Source organism: Domibacillus sp. PGB-M46, assembly GCF_022668875.1.
Lineage (GTDB): Bacteria > Bacillota > Bacilli > Bacillales > Domibacillaceae > Domibacillus.
In genome coordinates this window covers 283,643-301,295 of the sequence record NZ_JAKGCR010000004.1, presented here as the reverse complement: position 1 = coordinate 301,295, position 17,653 = coordinate 283,643, and the positions used below count along the sequence as shown (strand labels likewise).

Genomic DNA, 17,653 nt, shown 5'->3' with positions numbered 1-17,653 from the left:
CATCCCATCCCTATAGGTAAATATCTAATTATTAAATAATAAAATTTTGCCCATCTGATCGCTCATCACTTGCCCATCAAGGGGTTTTATTTAATTATTATCTATTTGGAGTGTTTGTTTAGAAATGGCTATGTATCAAGGTTTTAAAGGCTTAAGTTTTCTTGATTAGCAGTAAAAGATCTGTTCCGCACAAGTACACCCTTGGGAGCGCGAACAGTACATGCAAATGTACTAAGATGGACAAGCCCCTTGAGCCGTATGGCTTCAAGGGGTTTTTCTTGTTTTGGTCAAAAGCTATTTTTATAGTTTATTTTAGCTAATGACCAAAACCGGACCAAAATTATTTTAAAAACCGATTTACATACTTCTCAAACTCTTCAATTAAAGGTATTCTGCACTAATTAGAACATAATTAACATTGTGCAAAATTCATTAAATTATCGGAATGAATCAATAAATAGTTTTTGGGCGGATTAAAAACAAAAGCCCTTAGCAAAAGGGCTCGAAGCTGTCGACAAAGTCGACAGTCTTTTTTTTATTGAATGAGCGATCAAGATTTTGTGTTGTTTTAGTCGGAAGTCAACTAAATAAGCTAACACTAAAAGACGAAACCCCCATTTTCGCAGAAGTTCTTTTCGAAAATAGGGTTTGTCTAGACTCTGAAGCCCTTAGCAAAAGGGCTTTTGCTTAGTCTTCTCTATATTTATAGGCGCCATAGGACGCTCCCAGCTTGCTCTCAATATAGTCTTGTGGGTTTGCTGTGAAAATCCCCTTATCCCTGACAGCTTGAATTACAACATCATTATACATGTTTGCAACTCGGCACAATCCATCAATTATATCGTAAAGCTCTTGGTTATCGTTTGTTTGAGCAACGGACCATTCCTGAATTTCGTGTAGTTTTTCTCTTACATCATACAGAGCTTCTAATTCAAATTTTTCACTAAGCATTTGATGCACCTCCAAGTCGTTATAATAACCTAATCCTATTGTTCAGAGGATCAAATTATTACAGGGGTGAAGCAAAAACTCCAAGCAGCTCCTTTATTTTAAAAAGTTAAATGAAACAACACAATCAGTTGAAAATAGTTCAGTTAGAGGATTGGAGTGGACAATTAGTGGTATACCGTGGAGTATTGATTGTGCAGCAATGGACATCGGAGGAAGTACAAGCTTATTGTGCTGAAAAGTTTGGGTCAAAGCGTCCGACATATGTAAAGAAGGCAGAACAGGATGATGCTTTTCATTTTTCAAAAAACATTAAGTGAAAAAGGAACGACCTCTGCCTGACGGGACCAAACAAGAAGTAATATAAACGTTATCTTAAACAAGGATTAACCAAATAAAATATTATTAATAACTGTTATCCTGATCTGCCGTCCGGTTGGTTACAGGAAGCGAAGAAACGGCGGGGATTTGTTGCATAAAAAAACAGCCAGAGGGGCTCTGACTGCACAGTGTTATGGGATACAGCACAAGAGAGGGAGTCTCTCGCTGTCAATAGTATGGACAAGTTAAGAAAGATTTATACAAAAAGCCAAGGAGGTTTCCAAGCTCCAAAGCCAACACCAAGGGCGTTACATAACTGCATGGGGCTTATTATTTAATGCCTTGATATTGACTATTTCCCCTAATTAAAGAAAAGGATGCAAAAACAGCCAGGTTGGTGCCTGACTGTAGACAAAATTACGATCTTTAGAAGTGGAGTAGAAATTAACAGTATTAGTATTGCCTCATTAGATGAAAATTTATACAAAAAAAACCGAAAAGAGATCCCGGCTAAAAATTTACTTATCTATTTTGAAATTGATATTGAAAAATAAGCTCATCTAACTGCCCACTGTAACGCAACGTTTCTGGGCTTCCAAGGCCATGTTGCCGTCCAGCTGCAATCATTAGATGGCGAAGGTTATTAATACGAGCAGAAAAGCCGAGAATAAGTCCCCGGCCTTTAACGTATTACTCGCACTTCTATTTTAACAGACTGGGGGCTTTTCATCTATGAAAGACATTATAATTGATCCTTCCATAATGAAGCTGGAATTGGATACAATGGAAATACCAGATAGATGTGTTTTGGTGGTTTGTGACGGAAAAGTTAAGGTCAGAGAGCTACCAACGCATGGGGAAATAAGATCGTCACTCACCAGGGTAAAGTAAAGCGGATGAGGCGGAAAGAGGGAGAAGAATCCTTATTATGGAAAACGATTAATTTTACCAAATCTAAAATAAGCTCGTAAAGCGCCTGTAACTACTTAAAGTTAATATAAGAATTTTTAAATAAGTATTTATAAAATTACATATGTTATGGATCAGGAAAAATATAGATTTGAGGGAATATAAATGACTATCCAATTAGAAAAAAATGCGTTTTTTAAAAAATATAATATTGATCAAACTGCCTTCCAACAAGCTTCGATTAACTGGGATGTACTCTCGTCTATATACGAGGACCATTTGGGAAACATTCCTGTCTTAGAGGAAGCCTCTAGAACTATTGCAGATATTTTAAGGGAGCATCCAGATGTTCACACTGTTAGATCAAGAATTAAAAGTTCTGAACACTTGCTGGAAAAAATAATAAGAAAAGTAATTCGGAAACAGGAAACAGAAAACGAGTATCAAATCACATTAAATAATTATAAACAAGAAGTAACAGATTTAATCGGTATACGCGTTCTTCATTTATACAAGGATCAAGCTTTTCAAATTGATCATCTTATTCGAAAAACGTGGGAGTTAGACGGAACTCCAACTAAATACGAAAGAAAGGGCGATTTAAGAGATAAAAAATTAGAGAATGACGCTGAAAGCTTTAGTTATAAAGAGCATCCGGCAGGCTATCGTTCATGGCATTATATAATAAGAACACAAGTAAAAGAAGCGAAAAATATAGCTGAAATTCAAGTGAGAACAATTTTTGAAGAAGGCTGGAGTGAAATAGATCACCAGCTGCGCTATCCATATGAGTTAGATAATGAATTATTGAATAACCAGCTTCTAGTTCTAAACCGAATAGCTGGTAGTGCTGACGAATTGGTGAGTTCTATACGTGAGACAAAAATTAATCTAAAAGCTCTTCAAGAAGATAAAAAAGAACAAGATAAGCTTATTGAAGAATTTAAACAAGAGATAAGAGGGCTTTCTAAAAATAAAGAAATTCAGGAAGGGACTATTAAATCTCTTGAAAAGAAAGTAGCTCAACTTGAAGAAGCGCAGAAGAAGTCTTACATGAAGCTATCTACAGGTAGTGCAGGACTGTATCTGTCTTCAAAAGATTATGAATGGTTACCTAATACCGATCTGTACAGTCTAAAAGACTCGATAGGATCAGCAACTCCAAAAATAAGTTATAGTAATGGCACTATAAATAATCAAGTAGATAAGAAAGGTGAATAAAGGTTCTCTCAGCCATCTGAAGGACACTAAACAGATACGAAAATTCGTATGCTGTTTGGTGTCCTTTTTTATTTGCCTAATAACAAGAAATGGGGAATGAAAATGAGGACACTTATTTACGAATACAAACAATCATAAAGAGCGCTAAAGGAAATGAAGGCATTTATAGAAGCCAAACCAGAATTGTCAGGGCAGGATATCCAGGATAAGACGCTCATTAACGGCATGATCAATGAAGTAGGGTTTGCTCTTCAATGGATGATATCTGGCCGGAATCCAGATGCAAGACGCGGAGTGGATCGGATAGGAGCTTATACGCTGGATCTGAAACTGATTGAAAACCAAGCGCACATTGAAGAGAGAAAACTCACAGCGCATAAACAATGGCTGCTGGATGATGTATTGGCTGAGTTAGCAGCAAGGGAAAGAGATGTATTAAAAGCAGAAGGGTTGACTTACGAGTACACAGCGGAGTTGCTGGGGCTTACTAAGTTATCTGTCCAAACGTATTTTGAGAGAGCCGAACGGAAAATGAAGAACGCAAAAACGGCAGCCTTTTTCTTGTTTCGAGAGAAAGGCTTTTTCTGTTTTAACAAGCTATCATTAAGAAGGAATAGTATCTGTATTACTAGAATATAAATGCATAGATAAAGAGAGGGAGTATAATAGGATGAACTTTGACACAAAACACTTGATCCGATGGGGAATTCCAGGATGGGTTTATTTAATCACGATTATATTTTATGTGTTTACTGACAATCCTAACTATATATCGGACCTTAAAGGAAAAGAGGGCTTATCATTAATAGGTTTAGGGGCTATTTTAGCTGGTTTAGGTGTTCCGGTCGGATACTTAATTCATCAGGTGAGTATGTTTTTTGGTTTCATTATATGGACACCAAATAAGAACAAATTTTTTAAAGAAGAGTATGAACTGGATAGAATTATCTTTGATTCTGAAAACAAAGGTGGGAAAATAGGAGAGCGTTACAGACATCTCTTATCCAGAGTACATGAATTAAGAGCTCTTAAGACTAGTCATGCTTTATCAATTATGACTGTAGCTTCTTTAGCTGTGTTTTATTCCGACGTTGTTAATATTCCTTGTATTATTATTTTAATCGTAAACATTGTTATGTTTATCATTGTTCATTTCAACCAAAAACATTTCGATAAAAATCTAGGCTTTTTCAAAAGGCAGCTCAAAGAATAAAATCCCTTTGCATTGTCGTACAAATACCGTATATATGAGAGAGTAAAAAATAAACCCTGCCAGCCGGCGGGGTTAAATAATTTTCTTCATACCGTAGTTCCGGCACTCACAAAGATAGATCATATTTTTAATAGAGCTTTTAAACTCAGCGATACTACAGTTATCATAGCGACAGCTTTTAATATTACAGTTTTTCCTTTCTTTACAATTAATTTCCTCTGCTTTCTGTTATACTGTATGACATATCAATTAATGAGAAAATTTGTTAAGAGGCAGGGGGGAGAAACATTTTATGAAAAAGATATCTTGTGTTTTAGCTACAGCTGTATTTGCAGGAGCGGTATTTTCTTCAATTAGCCCGTCAGCAGAGGCGGCAGACTTCATGCCGATTTATGCAAAACCTACAGCTGAATTCCCGTTTACTGATGTTCCTGAAGACCATATGGGAAGCATTTTGGCTCTTTACCAAAACGAGTTTTTTAACGGTGTCAGTGCTGATAAGTTTGGATGGAGCCAGACGATCAAGCGGATAGATGCGGCGATGATCACTGCACGCGGCATGGGTTTTAGAAATGAATTTTCTAGCCCGAATGAGGTATCGACGTTTAAGGACATTCCAGACCGTGCAAAAGGTGCGGTTGCCTTTCTTCAATCTTATCAAGTAGTAAATGGAAAAACGAAAACTTTTTTCGGATCTAATGATACGATCACAAGAGGAGAAGCCGCTATCATTCTCTCAAGAGCATATAGAGGTGTGCTAGTAACACCGACCAAGCCAGTGCATCATTTCACAGATGCAACAGGACGGTACGCGGAGGCTATCAACAAGCTGGTTGCTACTGGCATTGTAAATGGAGTAACGCCTGACCAGTTCGGCACAAATATCCCTATACAACGGGGTCATTTTGCGATAATGGTAGCCCGGCTGAGTGATCCCGCTTTGTCTCCTCCATCTCCTTACGGTGACCTGCCTTCTTCGGAAAGAGGGCTGATGATGGAAGCTGAAAAGAAGCATTATCGTTTACCGTCTGATACGTCTGTAAGCTTGACCCTTACAAACACAGCAGCGTTTTCTTATGAACGAAACCGGATGTACAGGCTGGAAAAGAAACAAGGAGATAAGTGGCGACAAATACAATACGTTACGGGACTTCAGTTCCCGGCCGACATGCCACGCATAGAAGCTGGTGAAACCCAAAAAATAAATCTTTGGTTTGGGGAATTTAAAACATTAATAACGGTGGGAGAATACAGAGCCAGTCATACATTTTATCCATCAACGGATGAAGGAGAGAAGGTGTCCATAGCGGCATACTTCACCATTACTGAATAAGTTTTATTTTATAAGCTTCTTTATAAATATCCTAAATAGAAGGATGCACTCACTAATGCTAGTGGGTGCTTTTTCCTTTGTTCTAATTATGACAATGAGTAGAGATAGAAAACAGAAAGGGAGTCCCATATCGGTGAAAAAAAAGCAGGATAAGTGGGTGATGAGAGAGGAAAAACCTAGCCTGCAAAATATTCGTGAGCTGGTGGATACAGCAGTATGGGCTTGGAAATGTTGTTGGGGTGAAAGCAAGCCATAACAAGCTGCTATTGATTTGCGTTTCCTAAATGGAGAGCAGCGACAATTTACGGCAAAAAGACTTGGTATTAATAAAATGAAACTCCTTTTAAACATAATAAACATTGTGCAAATTTCAATATTGAAACCAAGAGGAAGTAGTTAAGTGATTCCATTCACTGTTTATGGTGGGCCGTCTGACGGGGATGAAAGTATTTTAGATAAAAGTAAGGAGGGGCCAACCTCCCCTCCTACAAATATAGTATCGTCCAGTTATGGGAAATTTTATACACCCAGGAGGGATATTCGTAAATATCTTGAAGAAAATAAAGGGAATAGAGCGGCAATGGGGGAGCGTTCATCATGACTTGAACACCGGCGAGATGGATAGATTGCAGAAGAAACACCGATCCCGATGATTTAAAAAAAGGTAGAAAGTATCGGCGTGGTTGTTGGTATGCCGCTGGATGCAAAAGAAAAAATGTTGTCTGGTGACGTAATGGCAACATCCAAAAAGAAGGATAGTTTGGTACAGCATAACTAAATAAATACGCTTATTGGAAACCTCAAGGGCTTTGAACAGACGCGGAAACCCGTGTGCTGTTTAGTGTCCTTTTTATTTACACACAAATAGGAGGGAAAGGGAGAAAAGAGATGACGGCAAAAAAACTGGCGCTCTTTGTAAACACATATGGAAAAGAAACGAAAAATTACGTAATTATAGAACTGCGCAACTTCGGGTCCTAGGCGTACAAATCAAAAATAAGAAGGAGCGGGAAACAGCAGGAATCGTAGCCCTTTTTGCTTCTGTAAGGCAGCAGGATCAATTGAATGAATTAAAGTAAAACAGATCGACCGGGCATTGAACCACAGCTTGGATTTTATCGAACGCAGAATCATTAAAATGAAGTACTTCACTTCCGAGGAAACCAAAGACATTAACATTTACATGGAATTAGGAGTGAAGAAAGGAAAGTACTATGACAAAAAGCGATCAGCTATTTATCGTCTTGCTGCAGATCCCGGCATCATCTAAGCATTTCCCGGATAAAAAACGAACAAATTCTGGACAAGTTTCGAACAAAACGGGTACCATTTTGAGCACCTTTTTATTTTTCCCTGAAAGGTAATATTTTCTTGCGGATGAAGCATTTTGCAATAGTCGATGGGAGAAGTTCTTTTTCTTTATCAAGACGTATTCGGGTGTATCGAATGACTGTGAAGGCTGCCGGCTGAAATTACGGGGGGAACAATTGGAGTCTAGCAGTATTGCGCACGATAGTCACGGGGGTAAGTGTGAAAGTCCCTTGCAAAAAACGATTGTCCAGATTCACAACGACCGTTACCTGCAATCCTGGCCGTTCCCCCGGATGATTGTGTATGAACGGGTTTTTAAATTCACAAAAACAAATAGCGCAATACGATGCTAATAAGGGGACACGAAAATAAGAATAGCAGATCATTTTTCAGCTGATACTAAAGAAGCAATTGACCGCTGTTTCTGGCCAGAAGAAGAAAGAAAAGATAAAGCCTGCAAACCCGAAAGAAAATTATCGTCGCCGGGAATGTAAGAGTTAATGGGACAGCGAAGAGGTACATACGCTCGGGTTGGAGGCAGTCTTAGAAGGAAATAATTCACCTGGTGTTATCATTCATTTAATTAGCTAACATAAAAAGTTCCTAATCCCAATAAAGTGATAATAGCAGTAAGTACAAAAGCAAGCAGGAGGTTGCCCCCAATAGCTTAAAACAATTTTGAAAAGACAAAAACAAGGATAAGTGCAAGTGACGATTGATGTCCGAGTAATTATTTGACTAACGATTATGCAGGATATTATCTTTTTTTTTACCGAAACAGCATGAGGAAAGAGAGGGGAAAAATGAATAAACGACATTATTCAGTAAAAAGTTTTGAAAGCAATAAATTTGATGAACTAACTAGACATATTAATCTTTTTATTTATCACGAGTTATGTGAAGGGCAATTAATTGATATAAAGTACAATATTGTTCCTTTATCAATTAGTACTCACAAAGAGACTGATGTGCAATGCAAAATTCACTGCACTGCTTTAGTTATTTATAAAAATTTAAACAAAAATTAATAGCAGCCTCCTTGGCAAGAGATGGATTTTTCTTTCCTCAAATAAAAACCCTGTCATCTGGCAGGGTTAAATTATTTTCTTCATGCCGCAATTCCGGCACTCAAGAAGAAAGATCATATTCTTTATTAAACGCTTAAACTGCGCATTATTACAATTATCGCAACGACCGCTGACTTTGTCAGGTACTTCTGGGATATTGTAAGTAATGCTCAAATTGATTTCCTGTTTTCTTTCCATTAATGCTGCTCACTCTTTCTTATGAAGTCACTTGAGCATGGTAATAAATTTTGTGTCTAGTGAAGAGCAGGAAATTATCTCCTTTTGCCGAAATTATGATTATAAAACAGCAGAAGGAGTGATTCGTTTGAGTTTTCAAGATATTTTTGCCGGGAAAGTTAAAGAGCATCTGGTTGAAGATCCTGATAAAGCTGTTTTAAAGAAAGAATTTAAAGAGGTGTTATTCCCGTATCTCTCTGAATTAAACAGTAAAATAGGTTCTGAAGAAAACAGAAGTTATAGCTTTAGGATGTCACCTGAAACAGGCGGGAAAATTAGAATTAAAGATGCAGAACTACATATTAAGGTAAAACAAAGTACGAACAAGATAAAAATTCTTCAGCATCAAAAAGAACTATACTTAGACGAGCTCATTGTTAAGAACGGCAAGCTTTTTAGTGAGAGGCATGGTGAAGAATTTAAAATAGAACATTTAGAAGGGTATTTAGAAAAAACTTTTGCACCTGTCATATTTTAATTGAACACCTTTTAGAATGATGGTTTATATCTGAGTATTAGTTGTTTTTTAAAGATAAGACTAAAAAACGGTATTAAGCATTAAAAGAAGATTTAATAAAAAGGCTCCTGGGAGGGGCCCTTTTTATTTTGGAGAAACAATGGAAGTGGTGATGTGAAGTGGCAAACGGGGATAACATTAGATCAGAATGGGAAACAACCAAGACAGCGCTTTCTGCATTAGCGGAAAAGCATGGTATAAAACTCGGTACCTTAAAAGATCGAAAAAGCTGCGAAGGATGGCCGGGGGATCGAACGAAAAAGGATGCAGCCAAAAGTGGAAAGGTTGCAGTGTAATTTGCTGCAACCATCCGCTCCCAGCAAATTACACTGCAGCGCAATTCGGGGTTTCCCGTCATATTATCCGCGGTCAGCTGGCCGTTTTCCTCTATCGATTGTCATTTAAATAATGTTTATAGGAGTACCCAGATTGAACTGTCATAAAAGCATACGTGCTTTTGTGCCAGCTTTTTTATTGTTAAACTTTTGTGGAAAAGTAAGAATAACGTGGCTTTTATGATCCATTGAAAAAGACGAGGCGAAACTATTATGGTGTAAAGATGAATCGGCTGAAGAGGAAGTAGAGGCTGAAAAGCTTGGTGCTCATGTAAAGGAAGGGAATTTGATTAAAATTGAGTCTCTTCCAGAAGGGCTTCACGTTCAGTTTTTAGAAGAGGAAACAAAAAACATTAAGGAAAAAGCCAGAGTGATTAAAGAGCAGCTGCTTAAGCGAAATAACGAAAGTAATTAAAAAAGGCCGTGTCAGCATAACAGCTGATGCGGCCTTTGATTTTGCAAATAATTATTGCTCAATTTTATTAATAAATATACTAGGGATAGTAATATCTCCACCCATTGTAGACTCATAAGTTAACAGACCATTCGATGTGCCCATCACAGTAATTAAATCATCTTCTAAGATTCTAGAATCGGTAATGTAGGAATCGTAAGCGCCAAAAAGTATTGTGTCGTAATCTTCGTTAACAGCAATCCTTACTTGGACTTCTCCATCGCCTTCCATTACCTGAACAACCTTGCCAAAAAATTTAACTTTCTCACCGGTATAGTCATCAGGTGTTCTGGCTAATTGGTCATAAGTGATTCCTGTATCGTATCCTCTTTTTTCCTCTTCTTCAGCTTTTCTTTGAGCTTCAGCAGCGGCAGCAGCCTCAGCCTCAGCTTTTTTCTTCGCAGCAGCTTCTTCAGCAGCTTTTTTAGCGGCGTCTTTGGCTTTTTGTTCTTCAATCTTTCGTTGCTGTTCCTTTTCTGCTAGCTCAAACCATGGCTGTGCCTCTTCGACTTTCTGTTCTAATGTAGTGATTTTAGTGTTCTGGTCCTTGATGGTTTTTTCACTTTCATCTAGTTTAAGTTGTAAAGCAGCTACCTGATCTTCTTTTTCAGATACAGAACTTACATTCGTGACCAGTAAAATAGTCACCAAAATAAAAGCACCGAGCAAAACCATAACTTTTTTGTTTTTCAAATCCACTTATGTATGTACCCCCATCTAAAATAGTTCTCCCAGACTAAATCAACGATATTTTCAATTCTAAAATCTAAAAGAGTGAATGTAGAATTGAAAAAACAACTTCTTTATTATGCTATAAAAAACTAGGAGCTTCTACATAATTCCCCTTGACATAACACTGAAAATAATGCATTTAAACATAATTATTACCATTTAAAAAAATAGATTTGCGCATGAGTATGTTCCTGTATAAGTGAAAGGTTTTTCAAAGGGGCAGGAGTAGAAGTTGTATTGCCAGGGTTATCACTTTTCTCTTCGTTACTAGAGTAACTTCCATATACAGTATTCATCGTTGATAGGGGTTGAAAAGATTGGGGCTCATGTAAAGAAAGCAGAACGAGGAGATGCTCTTCGTTTTTTTAAAACAACGGAAGAAGGAATAGCTGTCTCTAGTGAGACCAAACATGTAGCAATACGAGCGCTGCCTCGAAGTAAAAGTGGAAACCAGCAATGCAATGGCGGGTATAGAAGAACGTGTTGCTCTGTGATATTGTGACCGTATTATGTATGCCTGGAAAGCAGGACGACTGCGCAGTTGGACAGTATTTTATGCTGCGCTAGAAAAGCGGGCGTGTTCATGGTGATAATGGCAGCTAATATTGCAGGCCAGATTTTCGGGTTAGACGGTGCGCTTGCTGTGAATACTAAGAGTTCCGGACTGCTATGTAAGACGGTCACTTTTTGAAGAAAGTTTAAAACACAAGGATAGAGTTAATTAATCATATTACATGCTGCTAAAAAAAGGAGAATCAATATGAGCGATTTTGAAGAAATACCAAAACAACCAGAAGAAACTCCAGCAAAGTCACCGCCAGAGACACCGGTACAGCCGCCGCCAGTGGAAGCACCGACAAAGTCACCAGTAGAGACACCTGTAGAGCCGCCAGCTGAAGTGCCGGCAAAACCACCCGCAGAAACACCAATTGAGCTGCCAGAAGAAACACCCGCAAAAAATAAACAACTATTTTAATTTGATTCTTTTAACCCCACTGTCTTCTAATGATGGTGGGTGTTTTTTTTTTTTTTGCGGAGTAAGGGATCGATTATTGATTAATTTCTCTCTTATATCGTGTCTTTAATGAAAGATAATCTTATCTGGGAAAAAACCAGCCACAGCCAGTCAGAAGTATTTTTTGCCCCTCTGTTTAAATTTTCCTTCCGTTGATTTATACAGGAGTATGTATCCGATGACAGTATACAAAAAAAGTAATTTAGGATAAAAAGTAAAATAGGGGTGTTGATGAACATGTTTCCTTGCAAAGTATAACTGGCGAATTTGCAGCAATTAAAGAAACTTATATTTAATTATCCGAATTGCCGCTTGTACTTTACAGTATTATGATGTTTAACAATTATTTTTAAAAAATAATATAAATTGTAACAATAATAGGTATTTAAGCTCATTAAACTCGCCATATTCTAAGGTAATATATTGTAAAATTGATAAGGAGAGTATAGTTTGAAAAAATTTATTACATCATTGTTTTTGTCATCTTTGCTTTTTTCGCTTGTTTTGTTAGTTCCAGATTTTTCCTCGGCGCGGGAAAATGTGACAGAGAAACCAGAATGGGAAGTTCCAGCTGAGATTTATAATATTTTACGAGAAAGAGCAGGGATGACTGTTTACACTCATACGCACAAGCCGGTTGATTTTAATAATATGAAGTATGGGTTTACTAAAATTTATGAGCAAACTCCTAATTATATTATCGCACGGCCTCACAATACAAAAGATTACATGCTTGTAAGTAAAGATGGATTTTATGCTGCTTACACTTCAAAAGAAAAAGGGGCAGCTGTTGACGCTGAAAATGGTTCGATGCTTTGGCGTACACTGCGAAATTATGCCTTTGAAGATATTTGGGATGAAGATAACCAGTATGGCTATTTTCATTTCGGCCAGCCAAAAGCAACAGATTTAGTTGGCGATGTATTTTTAAATGAAGATTTTCTAATTCCAGAAGGTACAACAGTGTATGAATTTGCTGTGTCTGATTTCGACTGGTATAAACAATTGCCAGTGGACCTGCTGAAAGTCGGCGAAACTAATGTATTTTCAGGATGGGGTTCAGTAAATGGCGTTGAGCTTGATGAAGAAGCAAGATATCATATGCGCGGTGTGCTCTTTCTAACGTCTGGCGGCACGCCAAAATTGAGTTACGATCCGGACAGACTGCATTGGAAACTGGAAAACTTGCTATATCCAGCATTTATCGATGTTCGAAAAGATCATTGGGCACGTGAAAATATAACGTGGGCATTCCGCACGGGGTTGATTCAAGGGTTCCCGGATGGCCGGTTCCAGCCGCTTTCTTTATTGAAAGAATCTGACTTCACTGTAATTGCGGCTAAATATTTCGGTTTTAAGCCAGGTGCTGCTTATGGCCACCGGGCACAGCAGTATTACGATTTCTTTAAACCGTACAATCTGCCGCTTAAAGGGTACACGAATGATACTGCGAAAAACGCTATTGTAACACGCGGCCAATTGGCACAAGTCATTGCGGCTTCTCAGGGTGCTGCTTATGGCCCATATTCGGCAGTCGGATTTATGTATAAAAATAATCTTTCTTCCGGCACAACGGGTGCTAAAACATTTGAAGACTATCACTTTAATGAACCGTTAACCCGTGCTCAAATCTCTGCTTTCTTCCAGCGCATGGAGGCAGCAGGCATGACTACATTGAAGTAAACGAGAAACCGCCAAGCGATTTGGCGGTTTTCTCTTTAAATCGAAATATTGACACCTAAAGAAATAATTTAAAAATATAAACAGGTTGGTAAATGAGGGAGGAAGAACAGTTGAAAAAGCCATTAGCTTTATTATCCAGTATTGCTTTTTCGCTTGGCATTGCGGCTCCGCTTGCTCAGGCAGCAACATTTAAGGATGTTTCTGAAAGTTACAGGTTCTATGAAGATATCGATTATTTATCGGACACAGGCGTTATTAGTGGTTTTCCAGATGGCCGGTTCATGCCTGATACGCAGGTAACCCGTGCCCAGGCGGCGATTATGATTGGCCGCGCATTTGATGTGGATGGAACAAAGCGATCGACGGTATTTAATGATGTAAGTCCATCCAGTGTGGCCTCCGGTTATATCGCACAAGCAGTAGAAGGAGGCATTATTAGCGGTTTTCCAGATGGAACATTTCGCCCTAATGAGCCGGTTACCCGGGGACAGCTGGCGATTTTGCTGACACGTGCTTATGAACTGACAGAGACAGCTCCTGTATCGTTTAAAGACGTATCAAAGAATTCAGCAGCTTATTCTTATATTGGTAAGATTATTGCAGCCGGTATTACACAAGGTTATCCAGACAATACATATCGTCCTGATAAGGCAGTCAAACGTGGTGAGTTTGCGGCGTTTATGTCACGCGCTATAGATGCTGCAGATATAACCCCGGTTCCAGAAGGATCTGCGTTATATGTGGATTTCTTAAATGTTGGCCAGGGGGATGCCATTCTGCTTTGGTTCCCAGATGGCCAGACAATGATGGTCGATGCCGGCCGGTCGGATGCTGATATTAGAGAAGCAGTTAACGGGTTTGGTCCAGGTTTTACAGTTGATACTTTTGTGGCTACTCATCCAGATGCTGACCATATTGGTGGGGCTGATGCCGTGATTAAAGATTTCGGTGTGAAAACCGTTATTGATTCCGGCCAAGACCATACAACAAATACGTACCTAGATTATCTGGCAGCTATCCAGGTATCAGGAGCGGCCTTTAAGGTAGCGAAAGAAGGGCAGGATATCTCGCCGGATCCATCTGTTTCAGTAAAAGTATTGCATGCAGACAGCCAAGCATCGGATCTTAATGAAGGATCGATTGTTCTTAAAGTGAGTTACGGCGATGCAGATTACTTGTTAACTGGCGATGCTGGCATTGAAGTAGAAAACGAGATAATGGCTAAATATGATCTGGATGCAGAAGTATTAAAAGTTTCACACCATGGATCTTCTACGGGAACTTCACCGGCCTTTTTAGCTGCCGTCGATCCAACTGATGCAATTTTGTCTTATGGAGAAGGAAACATATATGGCCATCCTCATTCAGAGGTATTGAACCACCTGCTTGAGTATGGCGTTGATGTGTGGAAAACACCAGAAGGGAACATCGAAACGTGGACAGAAGGCCAGGAGATTCATTTCACACAAGGGATTGATGTACCGCCAACCGTAGAAGATCCAGTGGAAGGCAGCAGCCCAGTCGAAATTGCCAGCAAAGATTTAAGCGGAGAAACAGTTGGCATCAAGAATAGCGGCGCTAGCAGTGTAGATTTGTCCGGCTGGAAGCTTGTAAGCGTTCAAGGAAATCAAATCTACACATTCCCTGATGGATACATCTTAGGGGCAGGAAAGACTGTTTATGTAACTTCTGGTCCTAACGCAAAAGAGCAGCTGCCAACGTACCTGAAATGGACAACTTCTAACATGTGGGCTAATATCGGAGATCCAGCACAGTTATTTGATTCAAACTGGGAAATTGTGAGTGCGGTGGACTGATGAGAAACGGTATGTATACGATTGATTCCATTGAAAAAGGCCAGGCGAAGCTGCTATGGCGGGAAGATGAATCGATTGAAGAGCTAGTAGAGGCTGAAAAGCTTGGAACTCATGTAAAGGAAGGGAACTTGATCAAAATCGTGTCTCTGCCAGAAGGGCTCCAAGTTGAGGTTTTAGAAGAGGAAACAGAAAGTATTAAGGAAAAAGCTAGAGTAATGAAAGAACAGTTGCTCAAGCAAACTGAAGAAAAGAAATGAAAAAAGCCGTATCAGTTATTGACTGATATGGCTTTCAGTTTGTAGAAAAAGTCTTCATTTTAAAGACGATGTCTGCAAGCTTTTTTATTATATATATTTTTAGCCAGCGGTTTTTACCCGGCTAAGCCGATCTTGTAATAAGTCTTTCGCCTGTGGCTGCGTCATGCTGTTACTTAGCTCAAGTTCGCTGACAAGAAACTGCATGGCATCACGGAGCATTAGTTTTTCGTTTGAATTCAATGGTTTTTCCTTTTGGATCATAACCAAATCGCGGATAACCTCAGCTCCATCTTTCGTCATACCCGTTTTCATTTTGTCGGTGTTGATCTTAAATCTTTGTTTATGTGTTATAGACCGGTCAATTTCACCTTGCCCAAACATGTCCATGACCTGCTCAATCGCCGCCATGTTCAATACGAGCCGCATCCCATAGTCGCTCACTTTCGTGATTGGAATCATTACCTGCAGTTTTCTAAGAGGAAAAGCCATAATGAAATATTGCTGTGTTTTCCCTAGAATTTCTTTTTCCTCAATGGCTTCTATTACGCCTGCCCCATGCATTGGATATACAATCTTGTCACCAATCTCAAACAAACTAATCCACCTCCATGGATGATTCCTTTCTTGAGATTAACACACCATGAATTTTTATTCAAATTTTATATGGTATCATATTTCATTTTTTATTGTCAATATGTTTTCTTTCCGGAAAAAGACTGCTTACTCGTAAGCAGTCTGGGAGTGTAGATGAAGTAAAAAAGCAGGCGTTTGTCCATAGTCGGAAAGCTATATCAGTTATTTACCGATACGGCTTTTTCCCATAGAGCATTGGTTACTTTTTATCTTTCGCAAGCAATACCATCTTTGTCCCGGTCTTTATCTTTGTAAGCCTTATAAAGAGCAGAGGATACATACGGCTTATGGTTTGTTTTTCCACCTTTGCTTTTCACTTTAGAATTCATAGCCACCCCACCTTTATATGACTTGTTTAAAATCGAGTCTCGTCCGGAAGGAATTCGGGGTGAACTCTTAGAAGGGGGAAGGGAAAGCATTAAGGAAAAAGCCAGGGCGATTAAAGAGCAGCTGCTTAAGAAAAGTGAAGAAAACGAGTGAAGTAGAATCACTTAATTTCTTTAAAAATAGTAACATTCAAATTTTAAAAGAACTTCGGGTGAAGTTCTTTTTTTGATTAAGACGTAACCGTTTCTGCTGCTTGAGTATTCCGTTTTGCGGCAACCTCTGAATAAAACACGGCAAGAGATGCTTGAACATAAGGGAAAAGCCATAAAAACCCGATACCGAATGTAAGGAGGGATAAAAAGGCCCAAGCAATAAAGCCCAGCCAAAGTGTAAAATACTGATTTTTTAAACCGTCCATCATTTTACGGCTTTCTGTGATAGCTTCATTAACGGTATAAGAAGGATGGTCTTTTAAAATAAAATAAGTCTGTGAGTACGAAAAGCCTTTAATGATCCCTGGGACGATAAGCAACAGTGACCAAAGAAAAGTTAACAAAAGCATCCAATAGCAGGCAATAATTGTTTTAAAAGAAGTCCGGCCATGTTTATAAATCCCAAATACATTTGAAAGAGACGGGTTCTCTTTTCGATAAATAGCTAGATAAAACCATAAAGAAGCGACCATAAAAGGAGTGAGTAAAATCGAAAGAACGGTGCTAAATACATCAGAAGCAACTGGCGTACTTGTCGTATACATCCATGCTTCAAACCCGCCTGATAAATAAATTTCTACGGCAGTAGGCAGAAGGACAAACAGTAATCCCGATATAAAGGTAAGTAAAATTGCTTTGCCCCAATGTCCTGTAAGGCATTTTTGGGCCTCTTTTTTAATGTCTTTATTCCTCATAAAGTAATAGTTCTCTCCTCATTTTTTAGTATATAAGCAACTTCAAGCACAAAAAAATATCATATCAGAATTGTAAAGGGACAACAATGCTTTTAAGCTTTAGAAACGTATAATTAAAAATAATCACTTATTTATATGGACGAACTGTTAGCTAATAAGCTAACTTGTTATTTTCGAGGAGAAGCTATTAATTTATATACAAGATATTTGTAGAACAGGAGTAAATTCATACATGCATTACTTTAGATTTTTTATTTATCAGTTTTAATGATTACTATGCTTTCTGCCTTTTATTTTTACTTTGATGAATCTATCCGCAAACCGTTTAGCCTTGTCAGTATACTTAAAACGATTATAACTGTTTTACTTGCCGTGTCAGCCTTTGGTATAGCGGATAAACTTAAAAATCGAGTAAG

20 protein-coding genes and 1 pseudogene are annotated in these 17,653 nt (G+C 38.5%); 13 read left to right on the top strand and 8 right to left on the bottom strand.

The features are described 5' to 3' along the window. Positions 1–687 precede the first annotated feature (687 nt). Together L2D08_RS07520 and L2D08_RS07515 are read right to left on the bottom strand one after the other, a co-directional pair. Positions 688–951 (bottom strand): hypothetical protein, encoded by a 264-nt coding sequence (locus tag L2D08_RS07520; RefSeq protein ID WP_242233130.1) that lies wholly within the window; start codon positions 949–951, stop codon positions 688–690. 840 nt (positions 952–1,791) lie between these two features. Then, complete coding sequence (locus L2D08_RS07515) at positions 1,792–1,917, bottom strand: aspartyl-phosphate phosphatase Spo0E family protein (RefSeq protein WP_309241336.1); 126 nt, start codon at positions 1,915–1,917, stop codon at positions 1,792–1,794. 426 nt (positions 1,918–2,343) lie between these two features. Between L2D08_RS07515 and L2D08_RS07505 the strand changes: the two genes are divergently transcribed. The 3 genes from L2D08_RS07505 to L2D08_RS07495 all read left to right on the top strand — a co-directional run bounded on the left by L2D08_RS07505 (position 2,344) and on the right by L2D08_RS07495 (position 4,612). Beyond that, positions 2,344–3,399: a RelA/SpoT domain-containing protein gene (locus L2D08_RS07505; RefSeq protein ID WP_242233129.1), complete on the top strand. Its 1,056-nt coding sequence runs from the start codon at positions 2,344–2,346 to the stop codon at positions 3,397–3,399. Positions 3,400–3,552: 153 nt separating this feature from the next. Then, positions 3,553–4,038, top strand: a complete 486-nt coding sequence (locus L2D08_RS07500) for a sigma factor-like helix-turn-helix DNA-binding protein (protein WP_242233128.1) — start codon at positions 3,553–3,555, stop codon at positions 4,036–4,038. Positions 4,039–4,069: 31 nt separating this feature from the next. Continuing rightward, positions 4,070–4,612, top strand: coding sequence for a BA5345 family protein (locus L2D08_RS07495; protein WP_242233127.1), 543 nt, complete (start codon positions 4,070–4,072; stop codon positions 4,610–4,612). 72 nt (positions 4,613–4,684) lie between these two features. Here L2D08_RS07495 and L2D08_RS24665 read toward each other — a convergent pair whose 3' ends face one another. Next, positions 4,685–4,795, bottom strand: coding sequence for a DUF8096 family protein (locus L2D08_RS24665; protein ID WP_483863881.1), 111 nt, complete (start codon positions 4,793–4,795; stop codon positions 4,685–4,687). Positions 4,796–4,904: 109 nt separating this feature from the next. Here L2D08_RS24665 and L2D08_RS07490 point away from each other — a divergent pair, with 109 nt between their 5' ends. From L2D08_RS07490 to L2D08_RS07480, 4 genes are all read left to right on the top strand, one after another. Beyond that, a complete protein-coding gene (locus L2D08_RS07490; protein ID WP_242233126.1) occupies positions 4,905–5,945 on the top strand; it encodes an S-layer homology domain-containing protein in 1,041 nt (346 codons plus the stop codon). A gap of 133 nt (positions 5,946–6,078) precedes the next feature. Next, complete coding sequence (locus L2D08_RS24055; RefSeq protein WP_255821867.1) at positions 6,079–6,201, top strand: hypothetical protein; 123 nt, start codon at positions 6,079–6,081, stop codon at positions 6,199–6,201. Positions 6,202–7,014: 813 nt separating this feature from the next. Continuing rightward, positions 7,015–7,215, top strand: coding sequence for an ArpU family phage packaging/lysis transcriptional regulator (locus L2D08_RS07485; protein ID WP_375337570.1), 201 nt, complete (start codon positions 7,015–7,017; stop codon positions 7,213–7,215). A gap of 844 nt (positions 7,216–8,059) precedes the next feature. After that, positions 8,060–8,284 (top strand): sporulation protein Cse60, encoded by a 225-nt coding sequence (locus tag L2D08_RS07480; protein ID WP_242233125.1) that lies wholly within the window; start codon positions 8,060–8,062, stop codon positions 8,282–8,284. A gap of 66 nt (positions 8,285–8,350) precedes the next feature. Here L2D08_RS07480 and L2D08_RS24660 read toward each other — a convergent pair whose 3' ends face one another. Beyond that, positions 8,351–8,521: a DUF8096 family protein gene (locus tag L2D08_RS24660; protein WP_483863880.1), complete on the bottom strand. Its 171-nt coding sequence runs from the start codon at positions 8,519–8,521 to the stop codon at positions 8,351–8,353. Between the two features lie 37 nt (positions 8,522–8,558). On the opposite strand from L2D08_RS24660, the gene L2D08_RS07475 reads away from it, so the two are divergent. Next, a complete protein-coding gene (locus tag L2D08_RS07475; protein WP_242233124.1) occupies positions 8,559–9,038 on the top strand; it encodes a DUF3942 family protein in 480 nt (159 codons plus the stop codon). 660 nt (positions 9,039–9,698) lie between these two features. Next, a complete protein-coding gene (locus tag L2D08_RS24050; RefSeq protein ID WP_255821866.1) occupies positions 9,699–9,827 on the top strand; it encodes a hypothetical protein in 129 nt (42 codons plus the stop codon). A 51-nt stretch (positions 9,828–9,878) separates the two neighbouring features. Here L2D08_RS24050 and L2D08_RS07470 read toward each other — a convergent pair whose 3' ends face one another. After that, positions 9,879–10,565 carry a toxin regulator gene (locus tag L2D08_RS07470; protein WP_242233123.1) on the bottom strand — a complete coding sequence of 229 codons (687 nt, stop codon included), beginning with the start codon at positions 10,563–10,565 and terminating at the stop codon, positions 9,879–9,881. Between the two features lie 793 nt (positions 10,566–11,358). Here L2D08_RS07470 and L2D08_RS07465 point away from each other — a divergent pair. The 4 genes from L2D08_RS07465 to L2D08_RS07450 all read left to right on the top strand — a co-directional run bounded on the left by L2D08_RS07465 (position 11,359) and on the right by L2D08_RS07450 (position 15,370). Next, positions 11,359–11,574 carry a hypothetical protein gene (locus tag L2D08_RS07465; RefSeq protein ID WP_242233122.1) on the top strand — a complete coding sequence of 72 codons (216 nt, stop codon included), beginning with the start codon at positions 11,359–11,361 and terminating at the stop codon, positions 11,572–11,574. 489 nt (positions 11,575–12,063) lie between these two features. Then, on the top strand, positions 12,064–13,296 hold the full coding sequence (locus L2D08_RS07460) for an S-layer homology domain-containing protein (protein WP_242233121.1): 1,233 nt from the start codon (positions 12,064–12,066) through the stop codon (positions 13,294–13,296). A 110-nt stretch (positions 13,297–13,406) separates the two neighbouring features. Continuing rightward, complete coding sequence (locus tag L2D08_RS07455; protein WP_242233120.1) at positions 13,407–15,113, top strand: S-layer homology domain-containing protein; 1,707 nt, start codon at positions 13,407–13,409, stop codon at positions 15,111–15,113. Between the two features lie 11 nt (positions 15,114–15,124). After that, positions 15,125–15,370, top strand: coding sequence for a DUF3006 family protein (locus tag L2D08_RS07450; protein ID WP_242233119.1), 246 nt, complete (start codon positions 15,125–15,127; stop codon positions 15,368–15,370). A gap of 99 nt (positions 15,371–15,469) precedes the next feature. On the opposite strand, the gene L2D08_RS07445 is transcribed toward L2D08_RS07450, so the two are convergent. From L2D08_RS07445 to L2D08_RS07435, 3 genes and pseudogenes are all read right to left on the bottom strand, one after another. Then, on the bottom strand, positions 15,470–15,931 hold the full coding sequence (locus L2D08_RS07445; RefSeq protein ID WP_242233178.1) for a CarD family transcriptional regulator: 462 nt from the start codon (positions 15,929–15,931) through the stop codon (positions 15,470–15,472). Between the two features lie 278 nt (positions 15,932–16,209). Beyond that, positions 16,210–16,362, bottom strand: a pseudogene (locus L2D08_RS07440) (excalibur calcium-binding domain-containing protein); the annotation flags it as partial. 197 nt (positions 16,363–16,559) lie between these two features. Beyond that, entirely contained in the window at positions 16,560–17,237 is a 678-nt protein-coding gene (locus L2D08_RS07435) for a DUF975 family protein (protein WP_242233118.1), read from the bottom strand. Between the last annotated feature and the right edge of the window lie 416 nt (positions 17,238–17,653).

Excerpts from the sequence above, each read along its gene's own strand:
- L2D08_RS07490 (WP_242233126.1), top strand. The coding sequence starts at position 4,905 with ATGAAAAAGATATCTTGTGTTTTAGCTACAGCTGTATTTGCAGGAGCG.
- L2D08_RS07475 (WP_242233124.1), top strand. The coding sequence starts at position 8,559 with ATGGTAATAAATTTTGTGTCTAGTGAAGAGCAGGAAATTATCTCCTTT.
- L2D08_RS07505 (WP_242233129.1), top strand. The coding sequence starts at position 2,344 with ATGACTATCCAATTAGAAAAAAATGCGTTTTTTAAAAAATATAATATT.
- L2D08_RS24660 (WP_483863880.1), bottom strand. The coding sequence starts at position 8,521 with ATGGAAAGAAAACAGGAAATCAATTTGAGCATTACTTACAATATCCCA.
- L2D08_RS07445 (WP_242233178.1), bottom strand. The coding sequence starts at position 15,931 with ATGCATGGGGCAGGCGTAATAGAAGCCATTGAGGAAAAAGAAATTCTA.
- L2D08_RS07435 (WP_242233118.1), bottom strand. The coding sequence starts at position 17,237 with ATGAGGAATAAAGACATTAAAAAAGAGGCCCAAAAATGCCTTACAGGA.
- L2D08_RS07450 (WP_242233119.1), top strand. The coding sequence starts at position 15,125 with ATGTATACGATTGATTCCATTGAAAAAGGCCAGGCGAAGCTGCTATGG.
- L2D08_RS07500 (WP_242233128.1), top strand. The coding sequence starts at position 3,553 with ATGAAGGCATTTATAGAAGCCAAACCAGAATTGTCAGGGCAGGATATC.
- L2D08_RS07520 (WP_242233130.1), bottom strand. The coding sequence starts at position 951 with ATGCTTAGTGAAAAATTTGAATTAGAAGCTCTGTATGATGTAAGAGAA.
- L2D08_RS07480 (WP_242233125.1), top strand. The coding sequence starts at position 8,060 with ATGAATAAACGACATTATTCAGTAAAAAGTTTTGAAAGCAATAAATTT.
- L2D08_RS07465 (WP_242233122.1), top strand. The coding sequence starts at position 11,359 with ATGAGCGATTTTGAAGAAATACCAAAACAACCAGAAGAAACTCCAGCA.
- L2D08_RS07495 (WP_242233127.1), top strand. The coding sequence starts at position 4,070 with ATGAACTTTGACACAAAACACTTGATCCGATGGGGAATTCCAGGATGG.